This is a genomic window from Streptomyces sp. NPDC004284 (assembly GCF_042874035.1).
Classification (GTDB): Bacteria; Actinomycetota; Actinomycetes; order Streptomycetales; family Streptomycetaceae; genus Streptomyces.
The window spans coordinates 314,582-339,542 of sequence record NZ_JBIAMJ010000002.1; the positions used below are offsets into that span (position 1 = coordinate 314,582).

The window sequence follows — 24,961 nt, forward strand, 5'->3', positions numbered from 1 at the left end:
ATGCTCTGTTGCGAGCGGTTTACGTGTCAACACATGCTTGAAAGTCAGCTTTTCTGCGCAGTTTCAAGCATCTGAACGGAGATCTCGCGCCGGAACCGGGAGTAGACCGGGGAATCGATCTCGCCGGCGACCGCACACGGCACGGCGGCGGCCGACAGGGCCACCGCCTCGGACAGGATGACCGGCCAGGCCGAGCGGTCGGCCAGACCCGAGGCGATCGCGGCGACGCAGGCGTCTCCCGCGCCCGTCGGGTTGCCGAAGAGCGTTTCCGGCGGAGCGGCCCGCCACGCCCCCTCCGGCGTGATGGCGTACAGGCCGTCGGGGCCCGCTGACGCCACGACGGTCCGGGCGCCCAGGGCGCGGAGCTCCGAGGCCGCCTTCGCCGGGTCTTCGCAGCCGGTCACCTCCGCGATCTCGGCCGCGTTGGGCTTGATCACGTCCGGGCCGGCCTCCAGGGCGGAGAGGAGGCCCGGGCCCGACGTGTCCAGCACGGTCGACGCCCCCTCGGCGGCCGCGATCCGGATCAGGCGGGCGTAGGCGTCCCCGGGCAGCCCCGGGGGAGTGCTGCCGCTCAGGACGACAACGCTCGCGCCTTGGACCAGGGCGGTGTAGTGCGCGACGAACGCCGCCCATTCCGTGGCGGTCACTTCGGGGCCCAGGCCGTTGAATACGGTGGCGTCGCCGTCCTCGCGCGAGGTGACCGCGACCGTACGCCGGGAGTCGCCCGCCACGGCGACGAAGGAGTCACGGATTCCGGCGGCACGCAGATCCTCGCGCACCGCTCGGCCCGTCGGTCCTCCCACCAGTCCGGTGGCGACCGGCGCGTGTCCCAGGAACGCGAGTACCCGTGCCACGTTGATGCCCTTGCCGCCGGCGCGCTCGTGCGCCGCGAGGACACGGTGCGAGGCCCCGGGTCGCAGCTCGGCGACCTCCCAGGTGATGTCGAGGGCCGCGTTGAGCGTGACGGTGACGATCATGGTGTGGTTGCTCCTGTGAAGGGGGTGGGGGAGTGGTGGTCGACCGCCTGCCAGGCGGTCAGGCCGGCGCCCAGGCAACCCGCTCGGTCCCCGAGGCCGGCCCGGACGAGAGCCGGGGCGCGCTGGAAGGTGAGCCGCGCCGCCAGCCTGTCCCGTACGGGATCGAGCAGGAGTCGGTCGGCTTCGGCCAGACCTCCCCCGAGGACGACGAGTTCGGGGGCGACCAGGCTGGTGGCCATGGCCAGCGCCTCCGCCAGGCCGTCCGCGGCGTCGTCCCAGACGGCCCGGGCGACGGGGTCGCCCTCCCGCACGCGTGCGGCCACGTCCGCGGCGCCGGCGGCCCGCCGGCCGGTATGCGCGGTGTAGGCGTTCGCGACGGCGCGTGCCGACGCCAAGGTCTCCAGGCAGCCGTGCCCCCCGCAGGCGCATGCCGTGCCCCCGCGCACCCTCACGTGGCCGAGTTCCCCGGCGAATCCGTCCGAACGTACCGGCCTGCCGTCGGTGACCAGCGCGGCGGCGATGCCCGTCCCCACCGCGACGAAGAGCACGTTCCGCGCGCCCCGCGCCGCGCCGAGGGCGCACTCGGCCGCGCCGCCCGCCCGTACGTCGTGCCCGAGTGCCACGGGAAGCCCCGTCCGCGATTCGAGGAGGGCGGCGAGCGGGAGGTCGCGCCAGCCGATGTTGGCCGACCACACGGCCCGACGCAGACCTTCGTCCACGATGCCGGGCACGACGACACCCGTGTGTGCGACCCGTAGCCCCCGTTCCGCGGCCAGCCGTTCCAGCGCGAGCAGGGTCTCGGCGATGGCATCGACCACGGCGGTCGGTCCGTCGCCGCGCGGCGTCGGGCGGCGCAGCGACACGACCGGACGCATGGCACGGTCCAGTGCCGCCCCCTTCATGCCGGTCCCGCCGACGTCGAGAGCGAGCACACACGGCGGGAGACCGCTCGCGGGCGAGGCGCTTGAGGTGCTGACGTCCATAACTGACGACCATCCAGGGTGAGTGATTATGCGCACTGCAAGCATGAAGCGCGCGTATTCTTTCAGGATCGATGATCGTTGGACAGGTCTGGAAGGGTCGTTCATGGGGCGGCGGACAGGCGCGGGGCCGTCTCGCGTGCGGGAAACGCCGTCCGGGGTGATGCTCGATGTTGTCGCGCTACGATCAACTTCGCGCAGGCTCCCTTCGGTCCAGCGGTCCCTGTTCGGGCGCCTCCAAGCGCCTCCAGGCACACAGGCGGCCGAGAACCCGAGCGTGCGGTTCGAACGTCTCAGGGGCACAGAAGGGTTGCGGCAATGTCCAAGCAGGCGCGGTGGAGCACGTTGCTCGAATTGCTGGCAGTCGAGGGCAAGCTGGACGTGGAGCAGGTCGCGGTCGCCGTGGACGTCTCACCCGCCACCATCCGCCGGGACCTCGACGAGCTCGCCGAGCAGCGGCTCCTCGTCCGCACGCGGGGCGGGGCGATCGCGCACGGCGTGTCGTACGAGCTCCCCCTGCGGTACAAGTCGTCCCGCAGGGCCTCCGAGAAGCGGCGGATCGCCGCGGCCGTGGCGGACTTGCTGAGCATGGGGGACGTCGTAGGCCTCAACGGCGGCACGACGACCACAGAGGTGGCGCGCGCGCTGGCCCTGCGGACGCGTGGGGGTGCGGGTGTGTCGGGAGAGGGCCATTCCGGCCCCCTGTACACGGTCGTGACCAACGCCCTGAACATCGCCGGCGAGCTTGCGGTCCGCCCGCAGTTCAAGATCGTGGTCACCGGGGGCGTGGCGAGGCCGCAGACCTACGAGCTGGTGGGGCCGTTGACGGCAGGAGTGCTCAGCGAAGTGGTGCTCGACATCGCCGTGCTCGGTGTCGACGGGGTGGATCCGCAGCTGGGGGTCATGACGCACCAGGAGGACGAGGCCGGCATCAGCCGGCTCTTCGCGGAGCGCGCCCGCAAGGTGATCCTGGCGACGGACTCCTCCAAGATGGGCAAGCGCGCCTTCGCGAGGATCTGCGGCCTCGACCGCATCGACTCCATCGTCACGGACGCGGGCATCGCCCCGGACATGGCCGCCAAGCTCACTGAGGCCGGCATCGAAGTGATCACCGTCTGAGCGGGGTGCCCCGACGGGCGCCCCGCATGCTTCACCGCCCCCGCACGCCCGACGGCGTACGGGGGCGGTGCCTTTTCCGCGGACGTGATGCCCGCACCGGAGTCGTGAAACGCCCGACTCCAGCCTGATTGTGCATCGTTCGCATCACAGCCCCTGGTACCGAAGGCCGCCATCGTGTTTACTTTGGCCACGGCAGATGCTCGTTAATGAGCGAAAACCTGGAAGATAATCCAGGTTCATGCAAGCTCCGAGGCTGCTGCGGTTCCTGCACCCCACCGGCCGCATCGTCCTGACGATCGGCAGATACGAAGGCGGTTACTGACGATGAACAAGCGGATGTTCGTGGCGGCCTGCACCATCGGTGTGCTCACCCTCACGGCCTGCGGTGGCGGCGAGGGCGGCAGCGATTCGGCGAACGGAGAGGTGACGCTGAAGCTCGTCGCCGCGGACTACGGGGACAAGGCGTCGAACAGCTCGACGTCCTACTGGAACGACGTGGCGAAGCGCTTCACCGCCGCCAACCCGAAGATCAAGGTCGACGTCCAGGTCATCAACTGGAACGACATCGACGCCCAGGTCAAGACGATGATCCAGAGCGGCAACGTGCCGGACGTCCTCCAGACCGGTGGATACGCCGACAAGGTCGCCGACGACCTGCTGTACAAGGCGGACGAAGTCCTCTCGGAGAGGACGCGGGCGAACCTCATCGACAGCTTCTCCAAGGCGGGCGAGGTCGACGGTACGCAGTACGGCATACCCTTCGTGTCCTCGGCCCGCGCTTTCTTCTACAACAAGGAGACCTTCGCCAAGGCCGGCATCACCGAGGCCCCGAAGAGCTGGGACGACCTCAAGGCCGCCGCGGAGAAGATCAAGGCGAAGGTCCCCGGCGTCACGCCGTACGCGCTGCCTCTCGGCCCCGAGGAGGCCCAGGGCGAGTCGCTGATCTGGGAGCTCGGCAACGGCGGCGGCTACACGGACAGGAAGGGCGCCTACACGCTCGACGGCAAGGCCAACGTCGAGGCGTTCTCCTGGCTGAAGTCGAACCTCGTCGAGCCGGGTCTGACCTACGCCAACCCCGCCACCACCGACCGCAAGACCGCGTTCGCCGACTTCGCTGCCGGCAAGACCGCCATGCTCAACGGCCACCCCTCACTGATCCAGATGTCCAAGGACGGCAAGGTCGACTACGGCGTCGCGCCCATCCCCGGCAAGGACGGAGCCCTGACGTCCACGCTCGGCGTCGCCGACTGGATGATGGCGTTCAAGGACGGCGGCCACAAGGAAGAGGTCAAGAAGTTCCTCGACTTCGCGTACTCCAAGGAGAACACGCTGAAGTTCGACGAGACGTACAACCTCATGCCGGTCACCGAGGACACCCTCAAGGAGATGACGGCCAACGGCAAGCACAAGGACCTGGAGCCCTTCTTCTCCCTGCTGCCGAAGGCCGTCTTCTACCCGCTGGGCGACACCACCTGGGACGCCGTCTCCGCCGAGATCAAGAAGAGCGGCGGCACCGCCGTGAACGACCCCGCGAAGGTGTTGGGGGAGCTCCAGAAGAAGGCCGAGGCAGCGGTCGCCGACCAGTAGGCCCCGCGCTCCGCACCGTCACGGAAGGCACCTTCGTGTCCACCACCTCTTCCGCCGCCCGCCCCAGCCGCAAGGGCCGGGGCGGCCTCGCCCGCCTCGGCCCGCTGCCCTGGATCGGCCCCGCGGTCCTGCTCATCGTCCTGGTCGTGCTCTGGCCCGTCTACGAGATGGTCCGGACGTCGTTCCTGAAGATCAGCAGCAGCGGTTTCGTCCGCGGCTCGGCCGGGTTCGACAAGTACGAGCAGCTGTTCGCGGAGCCGTCGCTGCCCTCGGTCATGGTCTCCACCGTGGTCTGGACCCTGGTCGTGGTCACCGTGACGATGGTGATCTCCCTGGCGCTGGCCCAGCTGTTCAACCAGCGGTTCCCCGGCCGCCGCGTCACCCGCTGGGCACTGATCGCACCCTGGGCCGCCTCGCTCGTGATGACCGCGATCGGCTTCAAGTGGATGCTCAACCAGACGGCAGGCGTCCTCAACACCGCGATGACCGACCTCGGCCTCATCGACAGCCCCCGAGACTGGCTGGGCGACCCGTCCACCGCCTGGCCGTGGATGATGTTCGTGGCCGTCTTCGTCTCGCTGCCGTTCACCACGTACACCCTGCTCGCCGGCCTCCAGACCATCCCCACCGAGGTCTACGAAGCCGCCAAGGTGGACGGCACGAACAACTGGCAGACGTACCTGCGGATCACCCTGCCGTTGCTGCGCCCTGCGCTGCTCGTCGGCATGGTGATCAACCTGATCAACGTCTTCAACTCGTTTCCGATCATCTGGTCCATGACGCACGGCGGCCCGGACAGTGACACCGCCACCACCACGGTCTTCATGTACCAGCTCAAGAACGCCGACATCGGAGAGTCCGCGGCGATGTCCGTCGTCAACTTCGTCCTCGTCGTGGTCATGGTCGTCCTCTTCCTCAAGGCCAGCCGCTGGAACCAGGAGGAGAACCGATGACCCAGCGCACCCTCGCTCCCGCCCGCCCCGCGGCCCCCGTCGGTGCCGCCCCGGAGGCCGCGCCCGCGCCTCCGCGGAAGCGGCGCCCGCGGTCCGTCACCCCCCGTGCCCTGCTGATCGCGGCCGTCGCCTGGCCTCTGGCCGCGGTATTCCTGCTGCCGTACCTGGAGATGGTCGTCACCGCGCTCCGGCCGGCCCACGAACTCCGCGACGCCACTTACCTCCCGAGCACGTTCGAGTGGGCGAACTTCATCGACGTGTGGCGGGAGTCCCACCTCGGGGACAACCTCCAGGTCACCCTGCTCGTCTCCGCCGGATCCACGCTGCTCGTCCTGCTGGTCGCCATCCCCGCCGCGTACTACACCGCGCGCATGAAGTTCCGCGGCCGCAAGCTCTTCCTGCTGCTGGTCCTCATCACCCAGATGTTCCAGCCGACGTCGCTGCTGGTCGGCCTCTACCGCGAGTTCTACCAGCTCGGCATGCTCAACTCCGTCTGGACCCTGATCCTCTGCAACGCGGCCTTCAACCTGGCCTTCGCGATCTGGATCCTCACCGCCTACTTCTCGTCCATCCCCGAGGCGCTCGAAGAAGCGGCGATGATCGACGGCCTGGGCCGGGCGGGCGCGCTCCTGCGGATCACCCTGCCGCTGGCGATGCCCGGCGTCGTCACCGCGATGATCTTCACCTTCATCGCCGCGTGGAACGAGTTCGTCATGGGTCTGACCCTCTCCACCGTTCCCGAGAGCCAGCCCCTCACGGTCGGCATCAACAGCTTCATCGGCAACTACACCGTGCAGTGGAACTTCCTCTTCGCCGGCTCGGTCATCGCCATCGTGCCCGTCGTGATCCTTTTCGCGCTCATCGAGCGCAAGGTCGTCTCCGGCCTCACCGCCGGCTCCGTCAAGTGACCCGTGCCGACCGCTCCCTGTCGTGCGCCCGACGACCGTGTCACGCGACGAGTACGTCGCTGACAAGATCACTCTGAGGGGGAGCGGTACTTCTGCGCAGCGCTCGGAGTCGTCGAGTCGGGGCGCTCCGGTCATGACGTCGACACGTCTCACGGAGCGTCTGGCAGCAGATCTGTGACCTTGGGTGGGGACCGCTTGGGGATCACACGGTTTGCGCGGCGGTGTACGACGGGCCGTTTCAGAGAGATCTGAAACGGCCCCTGACTCGTTTTCGGGGACTGCCCGGGGACCAACCCGCTTGACTGCGTCAGGTGGTGACCGCGATCAGGACCGCCAAGGACCGCGGGGCACACAGCGCGGTCGGTCGGGCGGAGAGCGCGTCGGCGAACCAGGACGGCCCGGTGTGCCGTAGGCCGTGGCGTCGACGGTGCCCGTAGCCGAGCCTCGCGGCGATCTCGTCCCAGGGGGCGCGCCGCGGAGGGGGCTGTGGAGATGTGGCCGCCACGGGGACCGGTGAAGTGCGGCTCCACTCCGAGCCGCAGGGCCGCCCGGAAGGAGCGCACCCGTGCGTCCACGTCCGCGTCGCAGCCGGGATGAGGATCCGCGGAGCCTCGGTCCGCGGCCGGTGGGCGAGCAGCACCTGCTCCTGCGTGGCGCCGTCCTTCTTGCCATGACGCGGCGGGCGTCACCGGCGGTGGTGCTCGAACTGCGGGGCACGGGCCGCGGCCGAGTCCAGGGCGTCAGTGTCGTGGCCGAAGACCGGACAGTGTCCGGGGCTTCATGACGGAACGGCCCCACGTTGATCCGCCGGATCAACGTGGGGCCGTAGCGGCCCACGCCGGACGCGCGCCGGTTGCGCGCGTCCGCCGCAGCAACGAAAGGACACCGCGTGTGGTGACGCCGACCTCTTGGGCATGGCGCCGCGCTGCCCCCGTCGGGACCTAGGCGATGGTGCGGATGAGCTTCTTGTTGACGAACTCCTCGATGCCCGGTCGGCCCAGTTCCCGGCCGAATCCGGAGCGCTTGACGCCCCCGAAGGGCAGCTCGGCCGCCTCGGCGCCGACGCCGTTGACGAAGACCATTCCGGCTTCGATGCGGTCGGCGACGCGCGCGGCCTGTGCGGGATCCGTGGTGAAGAGATAGGAGCCGAGGCCGTAGGGGGTGTCGTTGGCGATGCGCAGCGCGTCGTCCTCGTCGATCGCCGGGAAGATCATGGCGACCGGACCGAAGAGTTCCTGGCGTGCCGCGGCGTGGTCGGTGGTGAGCCCGGTGAGGACCCCGGCCGGGAAGTGGGCGCCGTTCCGCTCGCCCTCTGTGTGCAGCTTCGCGCCTGCGGCGACGGCGGCGTCCACCTGGCGTCCGAGGGCTTCGGCCGCGGCGACGGACGACAGCGGTGCGCCGGACTGACGGGCGAGGAGCCGGGCGGTGAACTTCTCGACGAACGGGTCATGGAGGTCGGACACGACGATGAACCGCTTGGCGGCGTTGCAGGCTTGGCCGGTGTTCTCGAGGCGGGCCGAAACCGCGGCCTCCACCACGGCATCGAGGTCGTCGGTGGAGAGCACGATGAACGGGTCGGAGCCCCCCAGTTCGAGGACGACCTTCTTCAGGTGCCGTCCGGCGATCTCGGCCACGGCGGCGCCGGCCCGTTCCGAGCCGGTCAGGGAGACGCCCTGGACGCGTGGGTCGGCGATCACCTGGGCGATCTGCTCGTTGGTGGCGTAGACGTTGACGTACGCCCCGGCGGGGAAGCCGGCCTCGGTGCAGAGCTTCTCCAGCAGCGCCGCGGTGGCCGGGCACTGCGGGGCGTGCTTGAGGACGATGGTGTTGCCCAGGGCGAGGTTCGGGGCGGCGAACCTCGCGACCTGGTAGGCGGGGTAGTTCCACGGCATGATGCCGAGCAGGGCACCGACCGGGCTGCGCCGGATGACGGCGCGGCCGGGGCCGGAGGTGACGTCGAGTTCCTCGTCGGCGAGGAACTCCTCGGCGCGGTCGGCGTAGTAATGGTAGATGTCGACGCAGAAGTCGATCTCGCCCTCCGCTTCGTCGAGCGGCTTGCCCATCTCCCGCACGATGCTGTGGGCCAGTTCGGCACGGTGCTCGGCGTGCAGATCCCCGAGCCGACGCAGGAGCGTGGCACGTTCGGCCACGGAGCTGTTCCGTCCCCAGGCGGTGGCCGCGTGGGCGGCGTCGACGGCCGCCGTGACCTCGGTATCGGTCGCGGTCGGAAAGGTCTGTGTGGTCGTGCCGGTGGACGGGTCGGTGACGGCGTACATCAAGTCTCCAGGAGGTGTGGGGGAGTGCGGCGGCCGGAGGCGGGTTCCTCGCATACGTGTGCCGAGGGGCCGGCGTCGGGAGCCCGACGGCTGCAGAGGGGTGCGGATCCCGACGTCCGGTGTGAGGTCCTCGAAGGCGACGGCTGCCTCCCGGAGGGGAGGACGGCGCCGATCAGCTCGTCCAGCAGCAGCAGCAGCAGCCGTCCGGCCGGGTGGAGGCGGGTGCGGTCTGGGGGTGCCGATCGCGCCGACGCCGGATTCGTAGGTGCGTCCGATGATGCGTGTGCCCTGGCCGGAGGGTTCGAAGAGGTTGAACCCGCCCGTCGCGCCGGCGGCCGCACACGCCTTGTTCGAGAGGACGTGCCGGACTCAGCCGGCCCGGTACTCGCGCTGCCCGCCGATCCAGGTCTCGCGGACCTCGATCGCGGCGATCTCCTCCGGCGGCGTCGTGTACGGGTCGGCCGCGAGCAGTGCGAAGTCGGCACGCTTGCCGGCTCGCAGGGAACCGAGGTCGTCCTCGCGGCCGATCGCCCGTGCCGCGTTGAGGGTGTGGGCGCGCAGTGCGGTGTGGACGTCGATCAGCAGCTCGTCCGGGCCGAGCCGTACCCCGCGACGGGTGACGCGGGTGACGGCCGCCTGGATCGCCTCCAGCGGGCGCGGCTCGGCCACGGGGGCGTCGGAGCTGATGGTGACCGGGACCCCGGCAGCGACGAACTCCCCGAGAGGGTTGAACCGTTCGCCCGGTGTGCCGATCGCCGCCGTGACGCCCTCGCCCCAGTTGTAGTGGTGCTGCGGCTGGTTGACCGGGAGGACGCCGAGCTCGGCCATCCGGGCGATCTGCTTGCCGTCGGGGAGTCCGCAGTGCTCGATCCGGTGGCGGGCGTCGGAGTCGGGACGTTCGGCCAGTGCGGCCTCGATCGCGTCGAGCACCATGCCGATCGCGGTCGGGGACTGCGCGTGGGTCGCGGTCTGCAGGCCGGCGGCGTGCGCCGAGCGCAGCAGTTCGCGGTACTCCTCCGGCGAGTGGTAGAGCTGCCCCTTGCGGCACGGGTCGTCGAGGTAGCCTTCCGGGAAGTACGCGGTCCAGCCGCCCAGGGTCCCGTCCGCGTACAGCTTGATGCCGGTCACCGCGAGCCGGTCGTTGCCGAACGCCCCGTGCAGGCCGAGGTCCAGAGTGCTCCCGAGCAGGTGGGAGAGCAGGTACATGTTGACCCGCAGCTTGAGCGTCCCGGCCTCGGCCACCCTCAGGTAGTTGTCGAACTCACGGCTCGACACCTGGGCGTCACCGATCGCGGTGACGCCTCCGCGAAGGAAGTCGTCCTGTGCGGCGATCAGCTGCCGCATGTGCTCGGCGGGCGCGTCCGCGAGGTGGAAGTTCGGTCCGTGATGGCCGACCTTCACCCCGCCCACTCCGGTGAGCACGTTGCACGCGGCGTCCGAGAGCTCCCCGGTCAGCTCGCCGTCCGCGTCCCGGAAGAACTCCCCGCCCTCGGGGTTCGGGGTGTCCCGGGTCGCGCCGTGGGCGGCGAAGGTGAAGCTGTTCACCACTCCGCCGTGACCGGAGGCGTTCATCACGTACACCTCACGGTCGGTGGCGACCTGGTCCAGCTCGAAACGGGTGGGGTGCCGACGCTCGCGCAGATTGCGGTGCTCGTAGCCGAAGCCGCGTACCGGCAGGCCGCGCGGCGTGCGGGCCGCCGCTTCACGGAGCAGCGCCACCATCTCGGGTATGTCGGCGGCCTTGTCCGGGCCGCAGTCGACCCAGCTCATCAGCTGGCCGTGCATCAGCGGATGGGCATGGGCGTCGATGAGCCCGGGGACGACGACGCCGGACAGCTCCTGCCGGCGCGCCTCGCCGCCGAAGCCCAGCTCGGCGAGCCGGGCCCGGCACTCCTCGACGGTGCCGACCGCGACGATGTCGGGCCCGACGACCGCGAGCGCCTCGACGACGGGATGTCCGGCCTCCATGGTGTGGATGCGGTCGGCGGTGACGATGACGGGCTCGAACGAGCGGACATCGGGGTGGAACGTGTTCAGCTTGCGCATGGATTCAGTCCAGGGTGTACGTGTGGAGGGCGCTGTCAGGCGCGCGAAGAGGTGACGGGGACCGGCCGGGCCTGGCGGATCGGAGCCCAGCCGGGCTGGCTGCCGTCGACGACGTAGGACGGCTCCGGGACGAACCGCGCGACGATCACCGAGAGCAGGAACGACGAGCCGAGTGCCACCGCGATGCTGATGTCGGTGCCGCCGACGAGGGAGGCGAACGGTCCGACGAACTGGCCGGGCAGGCTGACGAACAGCAGCGACAGCACCGCGCAGATCAGGTAGGCGACCGTCGTCGGCAGGTTCCAGCCGTGCTGGTACCAGTAGCGGCCGCCCCGCTGCCGACGGTTGAAGACGTGCAGGTCGTCGACCGAGTACCAGCCGCCCCGTGTGACATAGCCGACGATCATGATGACCATCCAGGGCACGGTGCAGATGACGACCAGGGTGGAGAGGGTGGAGACGGTGCCGACGATGGCGAAGCCGAACTTGCCCACGAAGATCAGCACGGCGGCCAGGGCGGCGATCACCAGGGTCGACGCGACCCGGCTGAGCCGGGGGACGATGCTGGAGAAGTCCAGACCGGTGCCGTACAGCAGGCTGGTGCCGGTGGACAGGCCACCCGCGATGGCGATCATTCCCAGCGGCAGGAAGAACCAGGTCGGGGCCAGGGAGATCAGACCGCCCACGTAATCGCCCGAGGCGATCGTGTCCGGCTGATGCGTGGCGATCACGCTCGCCGTGAACAGGCCGAACCCGAAGGTCACGAGGGGAGCCACGCCCGCGCCGAACGCGGCGCCCATCAGCCTGCGCGAGGGCACGCCCTGCGCGACGTAGCGGGAGTAGTCGCCGAGGAACGCGCCGAAGGAGATCGGGCAGGACATCGCGATCAGCGCCGAACCGATGAAGGCGCTCAGGAACAACGGATCCGACCAGCGATCCGCACCCGCTCCGAAGGAGCCCGCGACGCCGCCGTCGAACTGGGGGGCGTAGGCCAGGACACCCAGGACGAACAGCACCCCGACGACCGGGGGGACGATCCGGTTCAGCATCACCAGCAGGCGGTACCCGAAGACGCAGATCGCGACCATCATCAGCGTCAGTACCGCATAGGCGACCACGGTCAGCCAGGTCGGCGGCTCCTCGCCGGTCAGCCGTGAGATGGTGCCGGCCAGGGCGTCGCCCGCGGTCCAGACGCTCAGCGCCAGGAAGGTGAAGGCGGTCAGCAGCGCCAGGAACGATCCGATGATCCGGCCGTGGACACCGAAGTGCGCCGACGACGCGACGGCGTTGTTCGTACCGGTCTGGCGGCCGAACAGCGCCATCGGCGCGAGTACGAGGGAGCCGAGCACCACCCCGATGCACACGGCCAGGAGCCCGTCCGTGAAGCTCAGGCCGAACATGATGGGAAACGCGCCGAGCAGGGCGGTGCTGATGCTGTTCGCGCCTCCGAAGACGACCCAGAAGATGTCCTTCGGCTTCGACCAGCGCTCGTCGTCCGGAACGGTGTCGATACCGCGCGACTCGACGGACAGCGTGATGGGGGTGACGGGCTCGGGAGAGACGACCCCGGCCGTCCGCTCGTCGTGCTCTTGCAGCATGGCATCACACCTTTCTGGTCTGGTGAAGTTCGCTCACGGTAGTCCCGGCCACAGCACGTGACAACGCCGAAATATTTGCCATCGATCCCCGGTGCAGATCTTTTGTATGGTCAAGCCGCAGAAGTGAAACGGCTCGGCAGTCAGGGAGGGTTCTGGCACACTTTTCGTACGATGACTGAAACGAAAAATCCGCTGGACCCGCTACGGAAGGGCGCATCGATGCTGTCGGACGCCGAGCTGGACACTCGCCTCTTCGGCCTGCTCCGCGAGGACGGCAGGGCCGGGTACACCAGTCTCGCAGAACGCATCGGGGTGCCGAGGGCGCGCGTCGCCGACCGGGTGCGCACACTGCTCGACTCCGGCGACCTGCAGATCGTCACCTCCGTCGACCCCGCGATCCTCGGCGTGCGCACCATCGCCCACCTCTCCCTCGCCCTCGACGTGGCGGTGGTTCCGTTCCTCGACACGCTGCGCCCGGCTCCCGAGGTGGTACTGGCGTCAGCGGTCTCCGGCCGCTTCGACGCCGTCGTCGAGGTCCGGGTGCCCTCGCCGGAGCACCTCGCCGAGACCGTTCGCCGCATCCGCGCGAAGCCGGGGGTGCGCGCCGTGGAGGCGCTCCTGTACCTCGGCGCCTCGCGCGGTTACCGACGCCCGCGTCTGGAAGGGCCGCCTCCCGCCATCGACGCGCTCGATCTGACCCTCATCGAACTGTTGCGCCGCAGCGGCCGTCGCTCGTACCGGGAGCTCGCCGAGGAGGTGGGGCGGTCCGCCGGCGCTGTCCGCGCCCGCGTACGGGCGCTGCTCGACTGTGGGGCCATCCGTATCGAGGCGATCACCGGAACCGCCGACGGTTCCGGCCGCGTGGCCGGCGTCGGACTGCGACTCGGTGATGCCGACCCGGAGGAGATGGTCGACCGACTCGCCCAGCTGCCCGGCACTCATTTCGCGGTGGCCACGCTCGGCCGGTTCGACGTGGTCGGCACCATCCACAGCGACTCGACGCGTCTGCTGCAGGCGCGCTTCGACGAACTGCGGTGCACCACCGGGGTCCGCTCGATCGAGTCCTGGATCCACCTCGACGTCCGCAAGGAACGATACGAATGGCCCGTCGCGCAATGATTTCTTTCGGAACGAACCGCGAACGAATCAGCAGCAGGAGGCGCGCTGTGGAGATCTTTCGGACACCCGTCGGGTGTGTCATGAACGAAAGAGCATCCTGAATTCATCAGGCGCCCATCATTCGATCGTCGGATTTGTATCCCGTAGTTAGACTTCCCGCTCCGACACCCCGAACCAGCTGGAGGATCCATGTCGCTGCGTGCCAGCGCCGCGGTGCATCGCGGAGGCGCCACGGTCAACATCGAGACCATCGAGGTCGGCGACCCGCGCGCCGGGGAGGTCCGGGTCCGGGTGCGCGCATCCGGCATCTGCGGCTCGGACCGCCACGTCCTGGACGGCGAGTGGAGCGTCCCGTCACCCACGGTGATGGGTCACGAGGGTGCCGGAGTCGTCGAAGCGGTCGGCCCGGGCGTCACCCATCTGGCCCCCGGCGATCACGTCGTCCTGGTGTGGAACCAAGGCTGTGAACGCTGCTCCGACTGTCTGTCCGGCCGGCCGTGGGCGTGTCGTCACCTGCGCTCCAACGACTGCCTGATGCCGGACGGCACCACCCGGCTGCACCAGGACGGCACGGAGCTGTTCGCCTACATCGCGGTCGGATCGCTCAGCGAATACGCGGTCGTGCCGGCCTCGGCGGCGATCAAGGTGCCTGAGGAGCTGCCTTTCGAGGTCGGAGCCCTCATCGGCTGCTCGGTCAGCACCGGCGTGGGCGCCGTCCTGAACAACGCACGGGTCGCCGTGGGCGAATCGGCCGTGGTGATCGGCTGCGGCGGCGTCGGACTCTCGGTCGTGATGGGGCTCCGCCTGGCCGGCGCGGAGAAGATCATCGCTGTCGACGTCTCCGAGGAGAAGGTCGCCCTGGCGCGTGCGCTCGGCGCGACGCACACCGTCCTGGCCGGTGCCGACTCCATCGAGCGCGTCATCGAACTGACCGGCGGCGGCGCCGACTACTGTTTCGAGGCCATCGGCAATCCCCGCACGATCGCGCAGGTTCCCTCCTACCTCGCCCCGGCCGGGACCGGCGTCTTCGTCGGCATGCCCCCCGAGGGCACCCAGGTCGGCTTCGACGTCCTGGACCTGTGCTACGGCGGCAAGACCTTGATCGCCTCCAACTACGGCGGCTGTGTCCCGGCCCGCGACTTCCCCCGGTACGCGGCGCTGTACCTGGACGGCCGGCTGCCGTTGGACCGACTGGTCAGCGAGCGGATCAAGCTCGACGAGGTCAACGCCGCCTTCGAGCGGATGCGCGGCGGGGAGGGCGCGCGCAACGTCGTCATGCTCTGAGCCTCTCCGGCAACGCCTGGGGCCGATGAAGATCTTGTCGAGGGGCTGTCCGCCGATGGGCCGGGCGGCCCCGGCCCCGGGCGTGACACCAGGCGTCGTCCTTGATGGTGCCGCGGTGGCGGAGTCTGTGATTGCCGTGGGCGACGAGCAGGTCGTGGTGCGTCCGGAAGGCGACGATCCGATCGCCCTCGGCGGTGGTGCACCGCTCGCGCAGGAGGCGTCCTGGTGGACGACTGCGTCGAGTGTCCCCCATCCGAGGAGCGGGCGGCCCGCTGTGGCGTACGCGACGAGTGTGTCGCTGACAAGGTCACTCTGAGGAGCTGCGGTACTTCCACGCAGCCCTCGGACTTGACCCCTACTCCTGGGGGTCAAGGGGTCGCAGGTTCGAATCCTGTCCCCGACTCGAAAGAGTCGTAGATCGAGGGGCCGTTTCAGAGAGATCTGAAACGGCCCCTCGATCCGTTTTTCGGGGCGGCCGGGACCGGCCCCCTTGAGCGGGTCCGGAGGTGACAGCGGTGCCGGAGCGGTTCACCCGTGCCCTGCCACCTCCTGCTCGCGGGTGTTGAGGCCGGCTTGCGTCGTGCCTGTCCAGTGGCCGACGAGTTCCGCGTAGTGCGGGCTGCGTACGAGGAGTTCGGCGTGGGTGCCCAGGGCGGTCCGGTCGCCGTCGAGGAGGAGGACGCGGCGGGCCCGGGTGGCGGAGACGAGGCGGTGGGCGATGACGATGAGGGTGCCGGGGCGCTCGGCGAGGGCGGCTTCCGCGCGTTGCTCGGCGACCGGGTCCAGATGGCAGGTCGCCTCGTCGAGGAGCACCACGGGGGCGGTGGACGCGTGGACCCGGGCCAGGGCGAACAACTGCCGCTCGCCGCTGGAGAGTTCGGTGGACGGGGAGCGCAGTCGGGCATCGAGTCCGCCGAGCCGGTCGATCACCTCGGTGAGTCCGACCGCCGCGGCGGAGCGCTCCAGTCGGGCCGGTTCGGCATCGGGGGCCAGGTAGGCCAGGTTGGCGGCGACCGTGCCCGGGAAGACGTACGCCTCCTGCGGGACGAGGGCGAACAGCCGGCAGCGCAGTGCCTCGTCGAGGTCCGTCACCGGGCGGCCGTCGAGGCTGACCGTGCCGGCGGTCGGGGGGATGATCCCGGCGAGCAGTGCCGCGAGGGTGGACTTGCCGATGCCGCTCGGGCCGACGACGGCGAGGCGGTCGCCGAAGGGGACGTCCAGGCTGAGCCGGCGCAGCACGGGCTCGGCATGCGGACCGTACGCGAAGTCGAGATCCCGCACCGAGATGTCCGGGGCCTCCCCGGGCCCGCGGGGCGCCGGTGCGGGTGCCGAGGGCCCGGGCACCCGGGTCGGCTCCGACGGTCGAGGCGGCTCGGGCGACGGGTCGGACCGGGGGTGCCGAGAAGGGGGTTCCGGCATCGTGGCGGCCTCGGCCAGGCGGTGGAGCACCACGCCCAGCTGACTCCAGTATCCGGACACCGCGCCGGCCAGCATCTGCAGGGCCGGCAGGAGATGGGCCGCCACGTAGGTGGCGGCGCCGACCACGGCACCGGCGCTGACCGAGCCGTGCGCCACCAGCCCCGGTCCGGCCAGCAGCAGGAGTATCAGCGGGAGTTGGCCGCCGAGCAGGACCACCGGGACGCGCATGGCGGCTGCCAGTCCGACGGCGACCTGCGCCTTGGCCGCCCCGGCCACCTCCTGCTCCACGATCGAGGCGGCGTGCGGCTCGGCCGCCAGTGCCGTGATGTCGCGGGACGCGCCCAGCGCCGCCCCGGCCCGCCCCGCGACCTCCTCCTCGGCGAGGACGAGCAGTCGGCGGCGCGCCGTCAGCCGGCGCATCGACCAGAAGAACACGGCCAGCGCCGGAACCAGCGGCGCCAGCACCAGCCCGGCGAGCACCGGGTCGAGCGCGGCCAGCCCGATGACGGCGGCCAGCAGCGACATGCTCAACGGCCGGGCGGTGCGCAGCAGCGTCCCGGTCAGGTTGCGGACGGTGTCCACCTGGCCGTTGAGCTGGGCGACGGCCGCGGATCCGCCGCCGCGCCCGTCGGCGGTGGCCCGCTCCAGCACGCCGCCCACCACCCGGCGCACCAAGGTGTCCCGAAGGTCCTCGACCACCTCGGCCAGGGGGGTGAACAGGGCGCGCTCGGCGGCGGCCCGGGCGAAGAACAGCCCGGCCAGCAGGGCGATCCAGGCCAGGCCGACTCCCGGCCGGCCGGCCAGGAACCCGTGGTCGAGGGCGGCCGCGGTCACCCAGCCGGAGGCCAGGGCGGGGGCGGCCTCCAGGACCGACCAGCCGGCGATCCGCCGCAGCGGCCCCCCGCTGCCGCGCAGCCCGTCGGCGAGCAGCCGCGCCGCGGGGGCGCTGAGCCCGAAGCCGATCCTCATCGGTGTTCGACGCGGCACCGCTCCTCCTCCTTCGTCTCCTTCTTCGAGGGATCCGGGCCCGCGAGGGACCCGGTGGCACCCGCCGGGCCGAAGACCGCCCGGTAGTCGGGGTCCGCCCAGAGCAGGTCGTGCGGGCCGAAGGCGCGGATCCGGCCGCCGTCCAGCCAGGCGACGAGGTCGCAGCGGGCGGCGGTGGCGGCACGGTGGGCCACCACGAGCCTGGTGCGGCCGGCCAGCAGGTCGGTGACGGAGCGGCTGACCTCGGCCTCGGTCGCGGTGTCCAGGCCCGAGGTCGCGTCGTCCAGGACGTGCACCAGCGCCGGACGCAGCAACGCCCGGGCGAGTCCGAGGCGTTGGCGTTCGCCGCCGGACATCGGGGTCTCGTCCAGCGGGGTGTCGTATCCGGCCGGGAGCCTTCGGACGAACCGGTCGGCCTGCGCGGCGCGGGCGGCCCGGACCACGTCCTCGCGGCTGACCCCGGGGCGGCCGAAGGCGATGGCCTCGTGGACCGTCCGCCCGTACAGCTCGGGCCGTTCGAAGGCGTGCACCACGAGGCCGCGCAGCCGGTCCAGGGGCAGGTCGCGCACCGGGACCCCGCCGATGGCGACCTCGCCCTCGTCGGGGTCGGTGAGCCGTCCGAGCAGGCCGGCGAGCACGCTCTTGCCGGCGCCGGTACGTCCGACCAGGGCGACGGCGGCGCCGGCGGGCAGGTCCAGGTCGAGCCGGTCGAGCACGGTTTCACCGGCGTGGCGGACGGTGATGCCGCGCAGCCGCGCGGCGCCGTCCACGGGCATGGCGCTCCCCGTCCCCCCGACGGGCGGTTCGTGCCGGAACATCTCGGAGAGCCGGCGGGCGCCGGCCCGGGCCTGGGCGATGCCGAGCAGGGCGTCGATCTGGTCGACGATGCCGGAGGCCAGGGCGAGGTATCCGGAGACGGCCAGCAGACCCGCGGGGCCGAGGTCGTCGCGTGCGACGGCCAGGCCCGCCACCGCCAGGACCAGCACGTCGGTGAGGGGCAGCAGCAGCCCCAGGCGCCACACGACGTCGCGCTGGGTGCGCCACATCGCGCGCCCGGCGGCGGACAGTTCGGGCAGCGGTTCGAGGACGCGTCCGGTCTCCGTGGCGAGGGTGCCCGCGGCCCGGATGGTGCGGACGCCGGCGAGGGCGGCCACCAGGCCGTCCGCGATCCGGGACTGGGCCGTGAGGTAGTTCTCCTGGGCCCGGCCCGCCTCGCTCATGAAGCGCCGGGCGACCAGCACCGTCAGCGGCATGGCCAGGGTGAAGGTCAGTCCGGCCTGCCAGTTCGTCCACCAGAGGGCGGCCAGGGCGGCCGTCGAACCCAGGAGCGAGATCGCGCTCTCGGCCGCCCGGGCGGGCAGGCCCGCGGCCATCGGCGCCGACTGCACGACCTGGGTGACCACCTCGCCGACGGCGTGCGGGGACCGGGGGCCCAGCGCCAGGAGATGGCGGACCGTCAGCATGCGCAGCCGGTGGGTTCCGGTGGCGTTCGCCGAGGAGGCCAGCGGTCCCGCGGCCGCCTCGCAGAGCCCGCCGACGACCAGCGCGGCCGCCAGGAGGGCGGCCGGGCCGCGGACGTCGGTGCCGTCGAGCACGGCGCCGACCGCGGCGGCGAGGAGCGCCGGCACGGCGACGCCGACCGAGATCCGCACCGCCATGAGGACGGCCAGACCGATCAGGTGCGGTCGTACGGGGGCCAGGGCGGCGAGGACGGGCCGCCGGGCGGGTGCCGTCACCCGCCCGGCGGCCGCGGCGCCGGGGCGGTGCTCAGGCACCACTGGCTTCGCAGGTCGCCGGACACGTGACGCAGCAGGTGCAGCAGCACTGCGCGGCTTGTGTCTCCGGTGCCGGCAGGAGCTGCAGGGCGTCGAGGTCGATCTCCATGGCGGTTGTCCTCTCGGGGGTTTGACGCCCACCGGGCCGCCCCGATGTGCGGGGCGGCCCGGTGGCGGGTTGCGAGGGGGAAGGCCGGCCGGGCCCGCGGGCCGGGGTGGACGGGTCCACCCCGGCCGGCCTTCGCACCGGACCTACTGGCCGCTGACGACGCAGGTGCTGTCGCAGGTGACCTTGCAGGTGTAGCCGCAGATGGTGGCCTGCTCCTCTTCGGCGGGCAGCTGCTGCAGGGCGTCGAGGTCGAGATTCATGACGGTGTTCCTCTCGGTGGGTGGTGACGGTCAGCGGGATGGCTGTCCGGGGTTTTCCGTACCGGACCTAGCCGGTGACGAGGCAGGTGCTGTCGCAGGTGCCGGGGCAGGTGTAGCCACAGACGGTGGCCTGCTCCTCCTCCGCGGGCAGCTGCTGCAGGGCGTCGAGGTCGAGCTCCATGACGCTGCTCCTCCCAGGGGGACGGCGGCGGTCGGCGGGCCCGCGGACCATCGGGGCGTACGGGCGCGACAACCGCCGGAGTCCTGCTAGTTGCCGGTGGCGAGGCAGGTGACGGGGCAGCTGGCCGAACAGGAGAACTGGCACATGCTGGCCTGCTCCTCTTCGGCGGGAAGCTGCTGCAGGGCGTCGAGGTCGAGCTGCATGGTGATCACCTTTCGGGGAAGGGTGCGGCGGTGTTCCGGCGGAGGCGTGCCGCGGGTCGGGGAACGGTCGTCACGCCGCGTTGGGCGAGGTGTACGGGCACGTCACGCTGCAGGTCCAGCTGCAGATGCCGGCCTGCTCCTCCTCGGAGGGAAGCTGCTGCAGGGCGTCGAGGTCGAGCTCCATGGGGGTCACCTCCTTCGCGCGGGTCAGGGGCGGCGGTCCTCCGGCGGAGGACCGCCGCGCGCCGGGCGACGGTCGTCAGGACGCGTCGGCCGAGGTGTACGGGCACGTGACGGCGCAGGTCCAGCCGCAGGGGCCGGCCTGCTCCTCCTCGGAGGGAAGCTGCTGCAGGGCGTCGAGGTCGAGATCCATGGGGGTCACCTCCTTTCAGGCGGATGTCGTCGGTACGGATCCGGGCGGGCCGGGATGGCCCTGTCCGGTGAGGAACCGCACCACCGATGCGACGACCGGATCGGCGGTTCCCGTCCCGAGCGCGGAGTGACCGCGGTCGGGAAGCTCCAGGTAGTGGAAGTCGGTGCCGGGGCGGCGGCCCAGGGCCGCGAGCCGGGCGGCCAGCGCCCTCGAGTGGGCGACCGGCGTCGAGTCGTCCCGGGCGCCGTGGACGAGGAGCAACGGCGCTTCCAGGGCGGGGGCCAGGCGCTCCACGTCACGCGGCCCGAGCCGGTCGCGCACGGCGGTCAGCCCGTCGAGACGCTCGACCATGCTGCGGACCTGCGCCCCGCCGTCGGCGTGCAGCCGCGGACCGGACAGGAACGGAGCCACGGCCGCACAGGCCGCCCAGCCGTCGGGCTCGGCCGCCGCCGCGATCAGGGCCAGGAAGGCGCCGTAGCTGATCCCGTACAGGGCCGGCCGTTCGCGTCCCGTGCCGCGCTCGCGGATCAGGAAGCGTCCGACGGCGGTGACATCGGCCAGGTCCGGGCCGCCCCAGGCTCCCTTGATGGCCAGCGTGTGGGCGGCGCCGTAGCCGGTGCTGCCGCGCTGGTTGAGCGCGACGACGGCCGGGCCGGCCGCCGCCAGCGCCTGCAGGAACGGATCGAAGCCGAGGGTCCAGCGGCTGTTGGGGCCGCCGTGCAGGGCGAGTACGACCTGCCGGGCGGTGCGCCAGTCGGGCCCGTACACCACGGCCTCCACGGGACCGTCCGCGCCGGGGAAGGTCTCCAGGCGGGCCGGCCGGTGGCCGGGCCGGGCCGGTTCGGGGAGTTCGAGGGCGGTGCCGGCGGGCGGCATCCAGCCGAGGGTGCGCGGGCGGCCCGGGTCGGAATGCGGCAGCCACAGCCCGTGCCCGGTCCACGCCGCGGTCGGCAGCAGGTTCCCCGGCGGCATGTCGATGTGCCGGGCGGCGCCGGAGACCGGGTCCAGGAGGGTGAGGTGCGACCGGGCCCCGGAGGTGGTGAGCAGGGCCAGCCGGTCGCCGTCCGGGTCCAGCGCGAGCGGGTGGACGGCGCCGGCGAGGCCGGTGTCGCCGTGGACCGCGCGCAGGGGCGCGTCACCGTCCAGGTCCGCCAGGGCGAGCTGGTTGCCCTCGGGAGCGAGCCGGGCGAGCAGCACCTGTCCGGCGGCCGCGGCCAGCACGTGGGCCGGACCGCTCCGCGGGGTCAGGTCACGGAGCGTGCCGTCCCGCAGGTCCAGCACGACCGGATGCGAGACCTCGTCGAGCAGGCGGGTGAACACCACCCGGTGGCCGAGCACGATCCCGCCGAGCAGCGCGCCCGGGACCCGGGCCAGCTCCTCGAACCGGGGCCGGTCCTCGCGCACCGCCATGACGAGCGTGTCGGGTGCCGCGCCGCCGCTCACCCCGAGCGCCAGGAGTTCCGATCCCTCGGGTGCCGGGAGCAGCCGCAGCGGCCGCCCGCCGGGCACGGAGACGGTCTCCCGGTGCCCGTCGGCGGTCAGCCGGGCGAGCGACTGCGCGCCGCCCTGCCCGTACCAGGAGATCAGGGCGCTGGTGCCGTCGAGGGGGAGGAGCTGGGTCCAGGTGGGGTCGGTGCCCAGGCCGGTCCGCAGTTCGAGACGGGGACCGGAGGGGCCCAGGCGCCAGACCTCGGCGAGGTGGTGCCCGTCGGTGTCGGTCGCCACGCAGGCGGCCCGCAGGCCGTCGGCGGAGAACTTGAAGCTGGTGCGGGCCGTCACCTCGGCGCCGGTCGGCGCGGCTCGACGGTCGTCCGGCGGCAGGACGGAGGTGTGGACGCTCACGGCCGCACCTCCGTACAGCCGGCCGTCTCGCCCTGCGCGGACGCCGGGTCCGCCGGGCCGTCGGCCATCCACGGCCGTGGGCCGCCGTGCCGCAGCCGGAGCAGGAAGCCGAGGACACCGCTCAGACCGACGTTCCAGTCGGCGGTGACGTCCAGCCCGCTCTCGTCGGCGATGAGGAGGCGGCCGTCCCGGACGGTGCGCCGGGCGTACAGCGACGCCGCCAGCTCCTGCGCCCAGTCCCGGTACGGTCCGCCGACGGCGTCGGCGAGGTCGAGCAGGAAGTCGCCGTTGCCGGCCAGGCCGTGGCAGGCCGCGGTGGGCGAGTTCCACCGCACGCCGCGGACCGCGACCGCGGCCTCCTCGGCGGCGAGCAGGTGGGCGGGGTCCCGGGTGTCCTGCCAGAGCCGGACCAGGAACGTACCGACGCCGGACGCCCCGCTGCACCAGTGGTACAGCATCCCGCTGCCGGGCGCGTCGTCGCGGTCGGTGCGCCAGCGGGCCCCCCACGGACCCCGTTCGGCTTCGGCGACAAGGGTGTCGCCTGCGGCGACGGCGGCATCGAGGTACTTCCGCTCGCCGGTGGCCCGGGCGGCGGCCAGCAGGGTGTAACCGACACCGGCGACACCGTGGGCGAAGCCGAGGTGCCGGATGCCCGCGAGGAGCGAGTCGAAGTCCTTGGGGACCGGCCAGTACACCCGGCCGCCGTCGTACTCGGCCGCGGCCAGCAGGTCGTCGGCGGACTCGGCCGCCCGCCGGCGGAACTCCTCGCGCCCGGTGGCGTACCACAGGTGGAGCTGGGTGAGCGCGCTGCCGGCGGTGCCGTGGCAGACGTCCGGGTTGGGCCAGCGGACGGGCAGGGCGAGGGCCAGCTCGGCCGCGTGCTCGGCGAGTTCGGGGTCGTCGAGGCGGCGCGCGGCGTCGTGCAGCGCCCAGGCGGTGCCGGCACGGCCGAAGTACAGCCCGGGCAGCGGTTCGGGTACGTCGGCGCGGCGGCGGTCGAGCCAGCCGGCCACCCCGGCGAGGGCGGCGCGCAACTCGTCGCGGCTGCCGGCGGGGCCGGCGTGGGCGTCGGCGAGGGTCAGCAGGCCGAGCACGCCGGCGGCGCCGTGCTGCACGTTGCAGGCGTCGCTGGTGCTGCCGAATCCCGTACTGGACCACAGGCGCCGGGCGTTGCCGCCCGGATCCGGGAGGGTGGCCAGCAGATGGGCCAGCCCGTCGTCGATCAGGAGCTGCTGCAGCCGGGGGGCGAGCCGGTCGGCGGGCAGCGGCCCGTCCGGAGAGCCGTCGCCCGAACCGCCGCCCGCGGGCTGGTCGTTCGCGGGGCCGTCGACGTCGAGCCCGTCCAGGAACCCGCCCAGCCGGGCGAGGGTCCAGCGCGCTTCCGGCGCGTCGCAGGTCAGTCCGAGCACGGCCGGTGCCATCAGCCGGGCGGCCCGGTTGCGGACCGCGCTCATGGCGAGCAGGCCGGCGAGCTTCGGCTCCCGGGAGGACGGCTCCGGGCGGTCCTCCGGGAACGCGGGCGCGGTGCCCACGACCAGGTAGAGGAGGACCGAGCCGAGGGCGTACAGATCCGACTCCGGGCCGGGCGCCGGACCGAACCGCGGCCCGCGGGTCAGCTCGGGACCGGCGAACCCCTCGGTGAATCCGCGGGTCGTCCACTGCCCGGGGCGGACCGCCAGTTCCGGGTCGATCAACCGCAGCCCGCCGTCCGGGCCCACCATGATGTTGTTCGGGGTGAAGTCCCGGTAGACCATCCCCCGGGCCTGCACCTGCGCCAGCAGCGCGGCGAGCCGACGGGCCGTGTCCACCACCCGGGCCGGTTCCAGGCCCGCCAGGCGGTCGGTGCGGTCCAGCTCGTTCTGCACCCACTGGGTGAGGGTGCTCCCGGGCAGGGACTCCTGGACGAGGAAGGTGTGACCGTCGAGGTCGAACAGCTCCACGTGCCCGGCGGCGATCCCGTCGAGCTCCGTCAGCGCGGCGGACTCGCGACGCAGGCAGTCCCGGGCGTCCTCGCCCGTCACCCGGGTGCCGACGTGCGCCCGGGCCTGCTTCACGACCACCTCCGCGCCGGTCCGGTGGTCGAGCGCCCGGTAGACGCCGCCCCGGGCCGAGTGCCGGATCGCCTCGCGGATCTCGTACCGGTCGGCGAGCAGGACCGGCCCGGGCTTCCTGGGCGCGGCCGGTGCCGGAGCCGCGGACGCTCCCGGCTCCGCCGGGAAGGGCGACACGGCCCAGGCCGGCGGGCAGAACCACGGCTTGCGGAGGTCCTCCATGGTGGTGCCGTCCGGCGCCTGGACCCGCAGCTGATGGCTGCCGTCGTTGGTCAGCACCGGCACCCCGCCGTACACGCCGTAGCGGTAGTGCACCAGGCTGCCCGGGCGCAGGCGACGGTCGGACAGGATGGCCGGGCCGGGCAGTCCGGCGGTGGCCTCGTCCAGGGCGGCGGCCAGCGTACGCAGCTGCTCGTCGTCCGCCGGGTAGCAGGTGACGATCTTGCCGCACTGGGCGCGGTCGTAGCGGTCCGAGGTCATCTCCTCGACCATCGCGATGCTCTTGGCGAACTTGAAGCCGCAGCCGGCCGCGACCAGGACCGTCGCCGCGCGGTGCACCACCTCGGGCGCCGACAGGCGGGTCGCGGACAGGTGGAGCTTCCAGCCCTGGATCCGCTCCTCCCGCACGGGCGGCATCACCCGGCACCAGACGTCGTCCTCGGTGACGGTCCAGTCGTGCGCGCCGTGCTCGGCGAGGACCGTCCGCGCCAGGCCCTGCAGACGGAAGCCGTCCGCCGAGCCGGCCGTGGCGTTCTGCTCGCTCGACCCTCCGACCTGCTGCACCTGCTGCCTCCCGTCCGTGTGCCGTCCCGGCCGCGCCACCGCGCCCGCCGGCCGGCGAGGCATGCCCCGCCCCGGCACGTCAGCGTGTGGGGGACCGTGTTCCCAGGCGTCCGCCGGTCACAGGAAGGACG

21 protein-coding genes are annotated in these 24,961 nt (G+C 72.1%); 6 read left to right on the forward strand and 15 right to left on the reverse strand.

What is annotated here, in order from left to right; translation table 11 throughout:
- Window positions 1–44 precede the first annotated feature (44 nt).
- Both ACFYUS_RS06540 and ACFYUS_RS06545 read right to left on the reverse strand, forming a co-directional pair.
- Entirely contained in the window at window positions 45–977 is a 933-nt protein-coding gene (locus ACFYUS_RS06540; RefSeq protein WP_388846560.1) for a 1-phosphofructokinase family hexose kinase, read from the reverse strand.
- A complete protein-coding gene (locus ACFYUS_RS06545; RefSeq protein ID WP_388846562.1) occupies window positions 974–1,909 on the reverse strand; it encodes an ROK family protein in 936 nt (311 codons plus the stop codon). Before ACFYUS_RS06545 ends, ACFYUS_RS06540 begins: the two co-directional genes overlap by 4 nt.
- Window positions 1,910–2,275: 366 nt before the next feature.
- Between ACFYUS_RS06545 and ACFYUS_RS06550 the strand changes: the two genes are divergently transcribed.
- The 4 genes from ACFYUS_RS06550 (at window position 2,276) to ACFYUS_RS06565 (ending at window position 6,524) form a co-directional block, all read left to right on the forward strand.
- Entirely contained in the window at window positions 2,276–3,076 is an 801-nt protein-coding gene (locus ACFYUS_RS06550) for a DeoR/GlpR family DNA-binding transcription regulator (RefSeq protein ID WP_388846564.1), read from the forward strand.
- Between the two features lie 324 nt (window positions 3,077–3,400).
- Window positions 3,401–4,663 (forward strand): extracellular solute-binding protein, encoded by a 1,263-nt coding sequence (locus ACFYUS_RS06555; protein WP_388846566.1) that lies wholly within the window; start codon window positions 3,401–3,403, stop codon window positions 4,661–4,663.
- Window positions 4,664–4,698: 35 nt separating this feature from the next.
- Entirely contained in the window at window positions 4,699–5,616 is a 918-nt protein-coding gene (locus ACFYUS_RS06560; RefSeq protein ID WP_388846568.1) for a carbohydrate ABC transporter permease, read from the forward strand.
- Window positions 5,613–6,524: a carbohydrate ABC transporter permease gene (locus ACFYUS_RS06565; protein WP_388846570.1), complete on the forward strand. Its 912-nt coding sequence runs from the start codon at window positions 5,613–5,615 to the stop codon at window positions 6,522–6,524. The genes ACFYUS_RS06560 and ACFYUS_RS06565 overlap by 4 nt, the downstream gene beginning before the upstream one ends.
- 941 nt (window positions 6,525–7,465) lie before the next feature.
- On the opposite strand, the gene ACFYUS_RS06570 is transcribed toward ACFYUS_RS06565, so the two are convergent.
- From ACFYUS_RS06570 to ACFYUS_RS06580, 3 genes are all read right to left on the reverse strand, one after another.
- Window positions 7,466–8,800 (reverse strand): NAD-dependent succinate-semialdehyde dehydrogenase, encoded by a 1,335-nt coding sequence (locus ACFYUS_RS06570; protein WP_388846572.1) that lies wholly within the window; start codon window positions 8,798–8,800, stop codon window positions 7,466–7,468.
- A 369-nt stretch (window positions 8,801–9,169) separates the two neighbouring features.
- Window positions 9,170–10,846 (reverse strand): amidohydrolase, encoded by a 1,677-nt coding sequence (locus ACFYUS_RS06575; RefSeq protein ID WP_388846574.1) that lies wholly within the window; start codon window positions 10,844–10,846, stop codon window positions 9,170–9,172.
- Between the two features lie 35 nt (window positions 10,847–10,881).
- The gene (locus tag ACFYUS_RS06580; protein ID WP_388846576.1) at window positions 10,882–12,444 is read right to left on the reverse strand and encodes a purine-cytosine permease family protein; all 1,563 of its coding nucleotides are present in this window, start codon (window positions 12,442–12,444) and stop codon (window positions 10,882–10,884) included.
- Between the two features lie 171 nt (window positions 12,445–12,615).
- Here ACFYUS_RS06580 and ACFYUS_RS06585 point away from each other — a divergent pair, with 171 nt between their 5' ends.
- Together ACFYUS_RS06585 and ACFYUS_RS06590 are read left to right on the forward strand one after the other, a co-directional pair.
- Window positions 12,616–13,563 carry an Lrp/AsnC family transcriptional regulator gene (locus ACFYUS_RS06585; RefSeq protein ID WP_388846578.1) on the forward strand — a complete coding sequence of 316 codons (948 nt, stop codon included), beginning with the start codon at window positions 12,616–12,618 and terminating at the stop codon, window positions 13,561–13,563.
- Window positions 13,564–13,752: 189 nt separating this feature from the next.
- Window positions 13,753–14,847 (forward strand): zinc-binding dehydrogenase, encoded by a 1,095-nt coding sequence (locus ACFYUS_RS06590; protein ID WP_388846580.1) that lies wholly within the window; start codon window positions 13,753–13,755, stop codon window positions 14,845–14,847.
- A 528-nt stretch (window positions 14,848–15,375) separates the two neighbouring features.
- Here ACFYUS_RS06590 and ACFYUS_RS06595 read toward each other — a convergent pair.
- The 10 genes from ACFYUS_RS06595 to lanL form a co-directional block, all read right to left on the reverse strand.
- The gene (locus ACFYUS_RS06595) at window positions 15,376–17,253 is read right to left on the reverse strand and encodes an ATP-binding cassette domain-containing protein (RefSeq protein WP_388846582.1); all 1,878 of its coding nucleotides are present in this window, start codon (window positions 17,251–17,253) and stop codon (window positions 15,376–15,378) included.
- Window positions 17,232–19,028 (reverse strand): ABC transporter ATP-binding protein, encoded by a 1,797-nt coding sequence (locus tag ACFYUS_RS06600; RefSeq protein ID WP_388846584.1) that lies wholly within the window; start codon window positions 19,026–19,028, stop codon window positions 17,232–17,234. Before ACFYUS_RS06600 ends, ACFYUS_RS06595 begins: the two co-directional genes overlap by 22 nt.
- On the reverse strand, window positions 19,021–19,137 hold the full coding sequence (locus tag ACFYUS_RS06605) for an ALQxL family class IV lanthipeptide (RefSeq protein ID WP_388846587.1): 117 nt from the start codon (window positions 19,135–19,137) through the stop codon (window positions 19,021–19,023). Before ACFYUS_RS06605 ends, ACFYUS_RS06600 begins: the two co-directional genes overlap by 8 nt.
- Window positions 19,138–19,280: 143 nt before the next feature.
- On the reverse strand, window positions 19,281–19,397 hold the full coding sequence (locus ACFYUS_RS06610; RefSeq protein WP_388846589.1) for an ALQxL family class IV lanthipeptide: 117 nt from the start codon (window positions 19,395–19,397) through the stop codon (window positions 19,281–19,283).
- Between the two features lie 67 nt (window positions 19,398–19,464).
- Complete coding sequence (locus tag ACFYUS_RS06615) at window positions 19,465–19,578, reverse strand: ALQxL family class IV lanthipeptide (RefSeq protein ID WP_376582957.1); 114 nt, start codon at window positions 19,576–19,578, stop codon at window positions 19,465–19,467.
- A gap of 86 nt (window positions 19,579–19,664) precedes the next feature.
- Window positions 19,665–19,781 carry an ALQxL family class IV lanthipeptide gene (locus ACFYUS_RS06620; RefSeq protein ID WP_388847736.1) on the reverse strand — a complete coding sequence of 39 codons (117 nt, stop codon included), beginning with the start codon at window positions 19,779–19,781 and terminating at the stop codon, window positions 19,665–19,667.
- A 70-nt stretch (window positions 19,782–19,851) separates the two neighbouring features.
- On the reverse strand, window positions 19,852–19,965 hold the full coding sequence (locus ACFYUS_RS06625) for an ALQxL family class IV lanthipeptide (RefSeq protein ID WP_388846592.1): 114 nt from the start codon (window positions 19,963–19,965) through the stop codon (window positions 19,852–19,854).
- A 75-nt stretch (window positions 19,966–20,040) separates the two neighbouring features.
- On the reverse strand, window positions 20,041–20,154 hold the full coding sequence (locus ACFYUS_RS06630; protein WP_388846594.1) for an ALQxL family class IV lanthipeptide: 114 nt from the start codon (window positions 20,152–20,154) through the stop codon (window positions 20,041–20,043).
- Window positions 20,155–20,169: 15 nt separating this feature from the next.
- Window positions 20,170–21,996 carry an alpha/beta fold hydrolase gene (locus tag ACFYUS_RS06635; protein ID WP_388846596.1) on the reverse strand — a complete coding sequence of 609 codons (1,827 nt, stop codon included), beginning with the start codon at window positions 21,994–21,996 and terminating at the stop codon, window positions 20,170–20,172.
- Window positions 21,993–24,830, reverse strand: coding sequence for a class IV lanthionine synthetase LanL (gene lanL / locus ACFYUS_RS06640; protein WP_388846598.1), 2,838 nt, complete (start codon window positions 24,828–24,830; stop codon window positions 21,993–21,995). Before lanL ends, ACFYUS_RS06635 begins: the two co-directional genes overlap by 4 nt.
- Window positions 24,831–24,961: the final 131 nt, after the last annotated feature.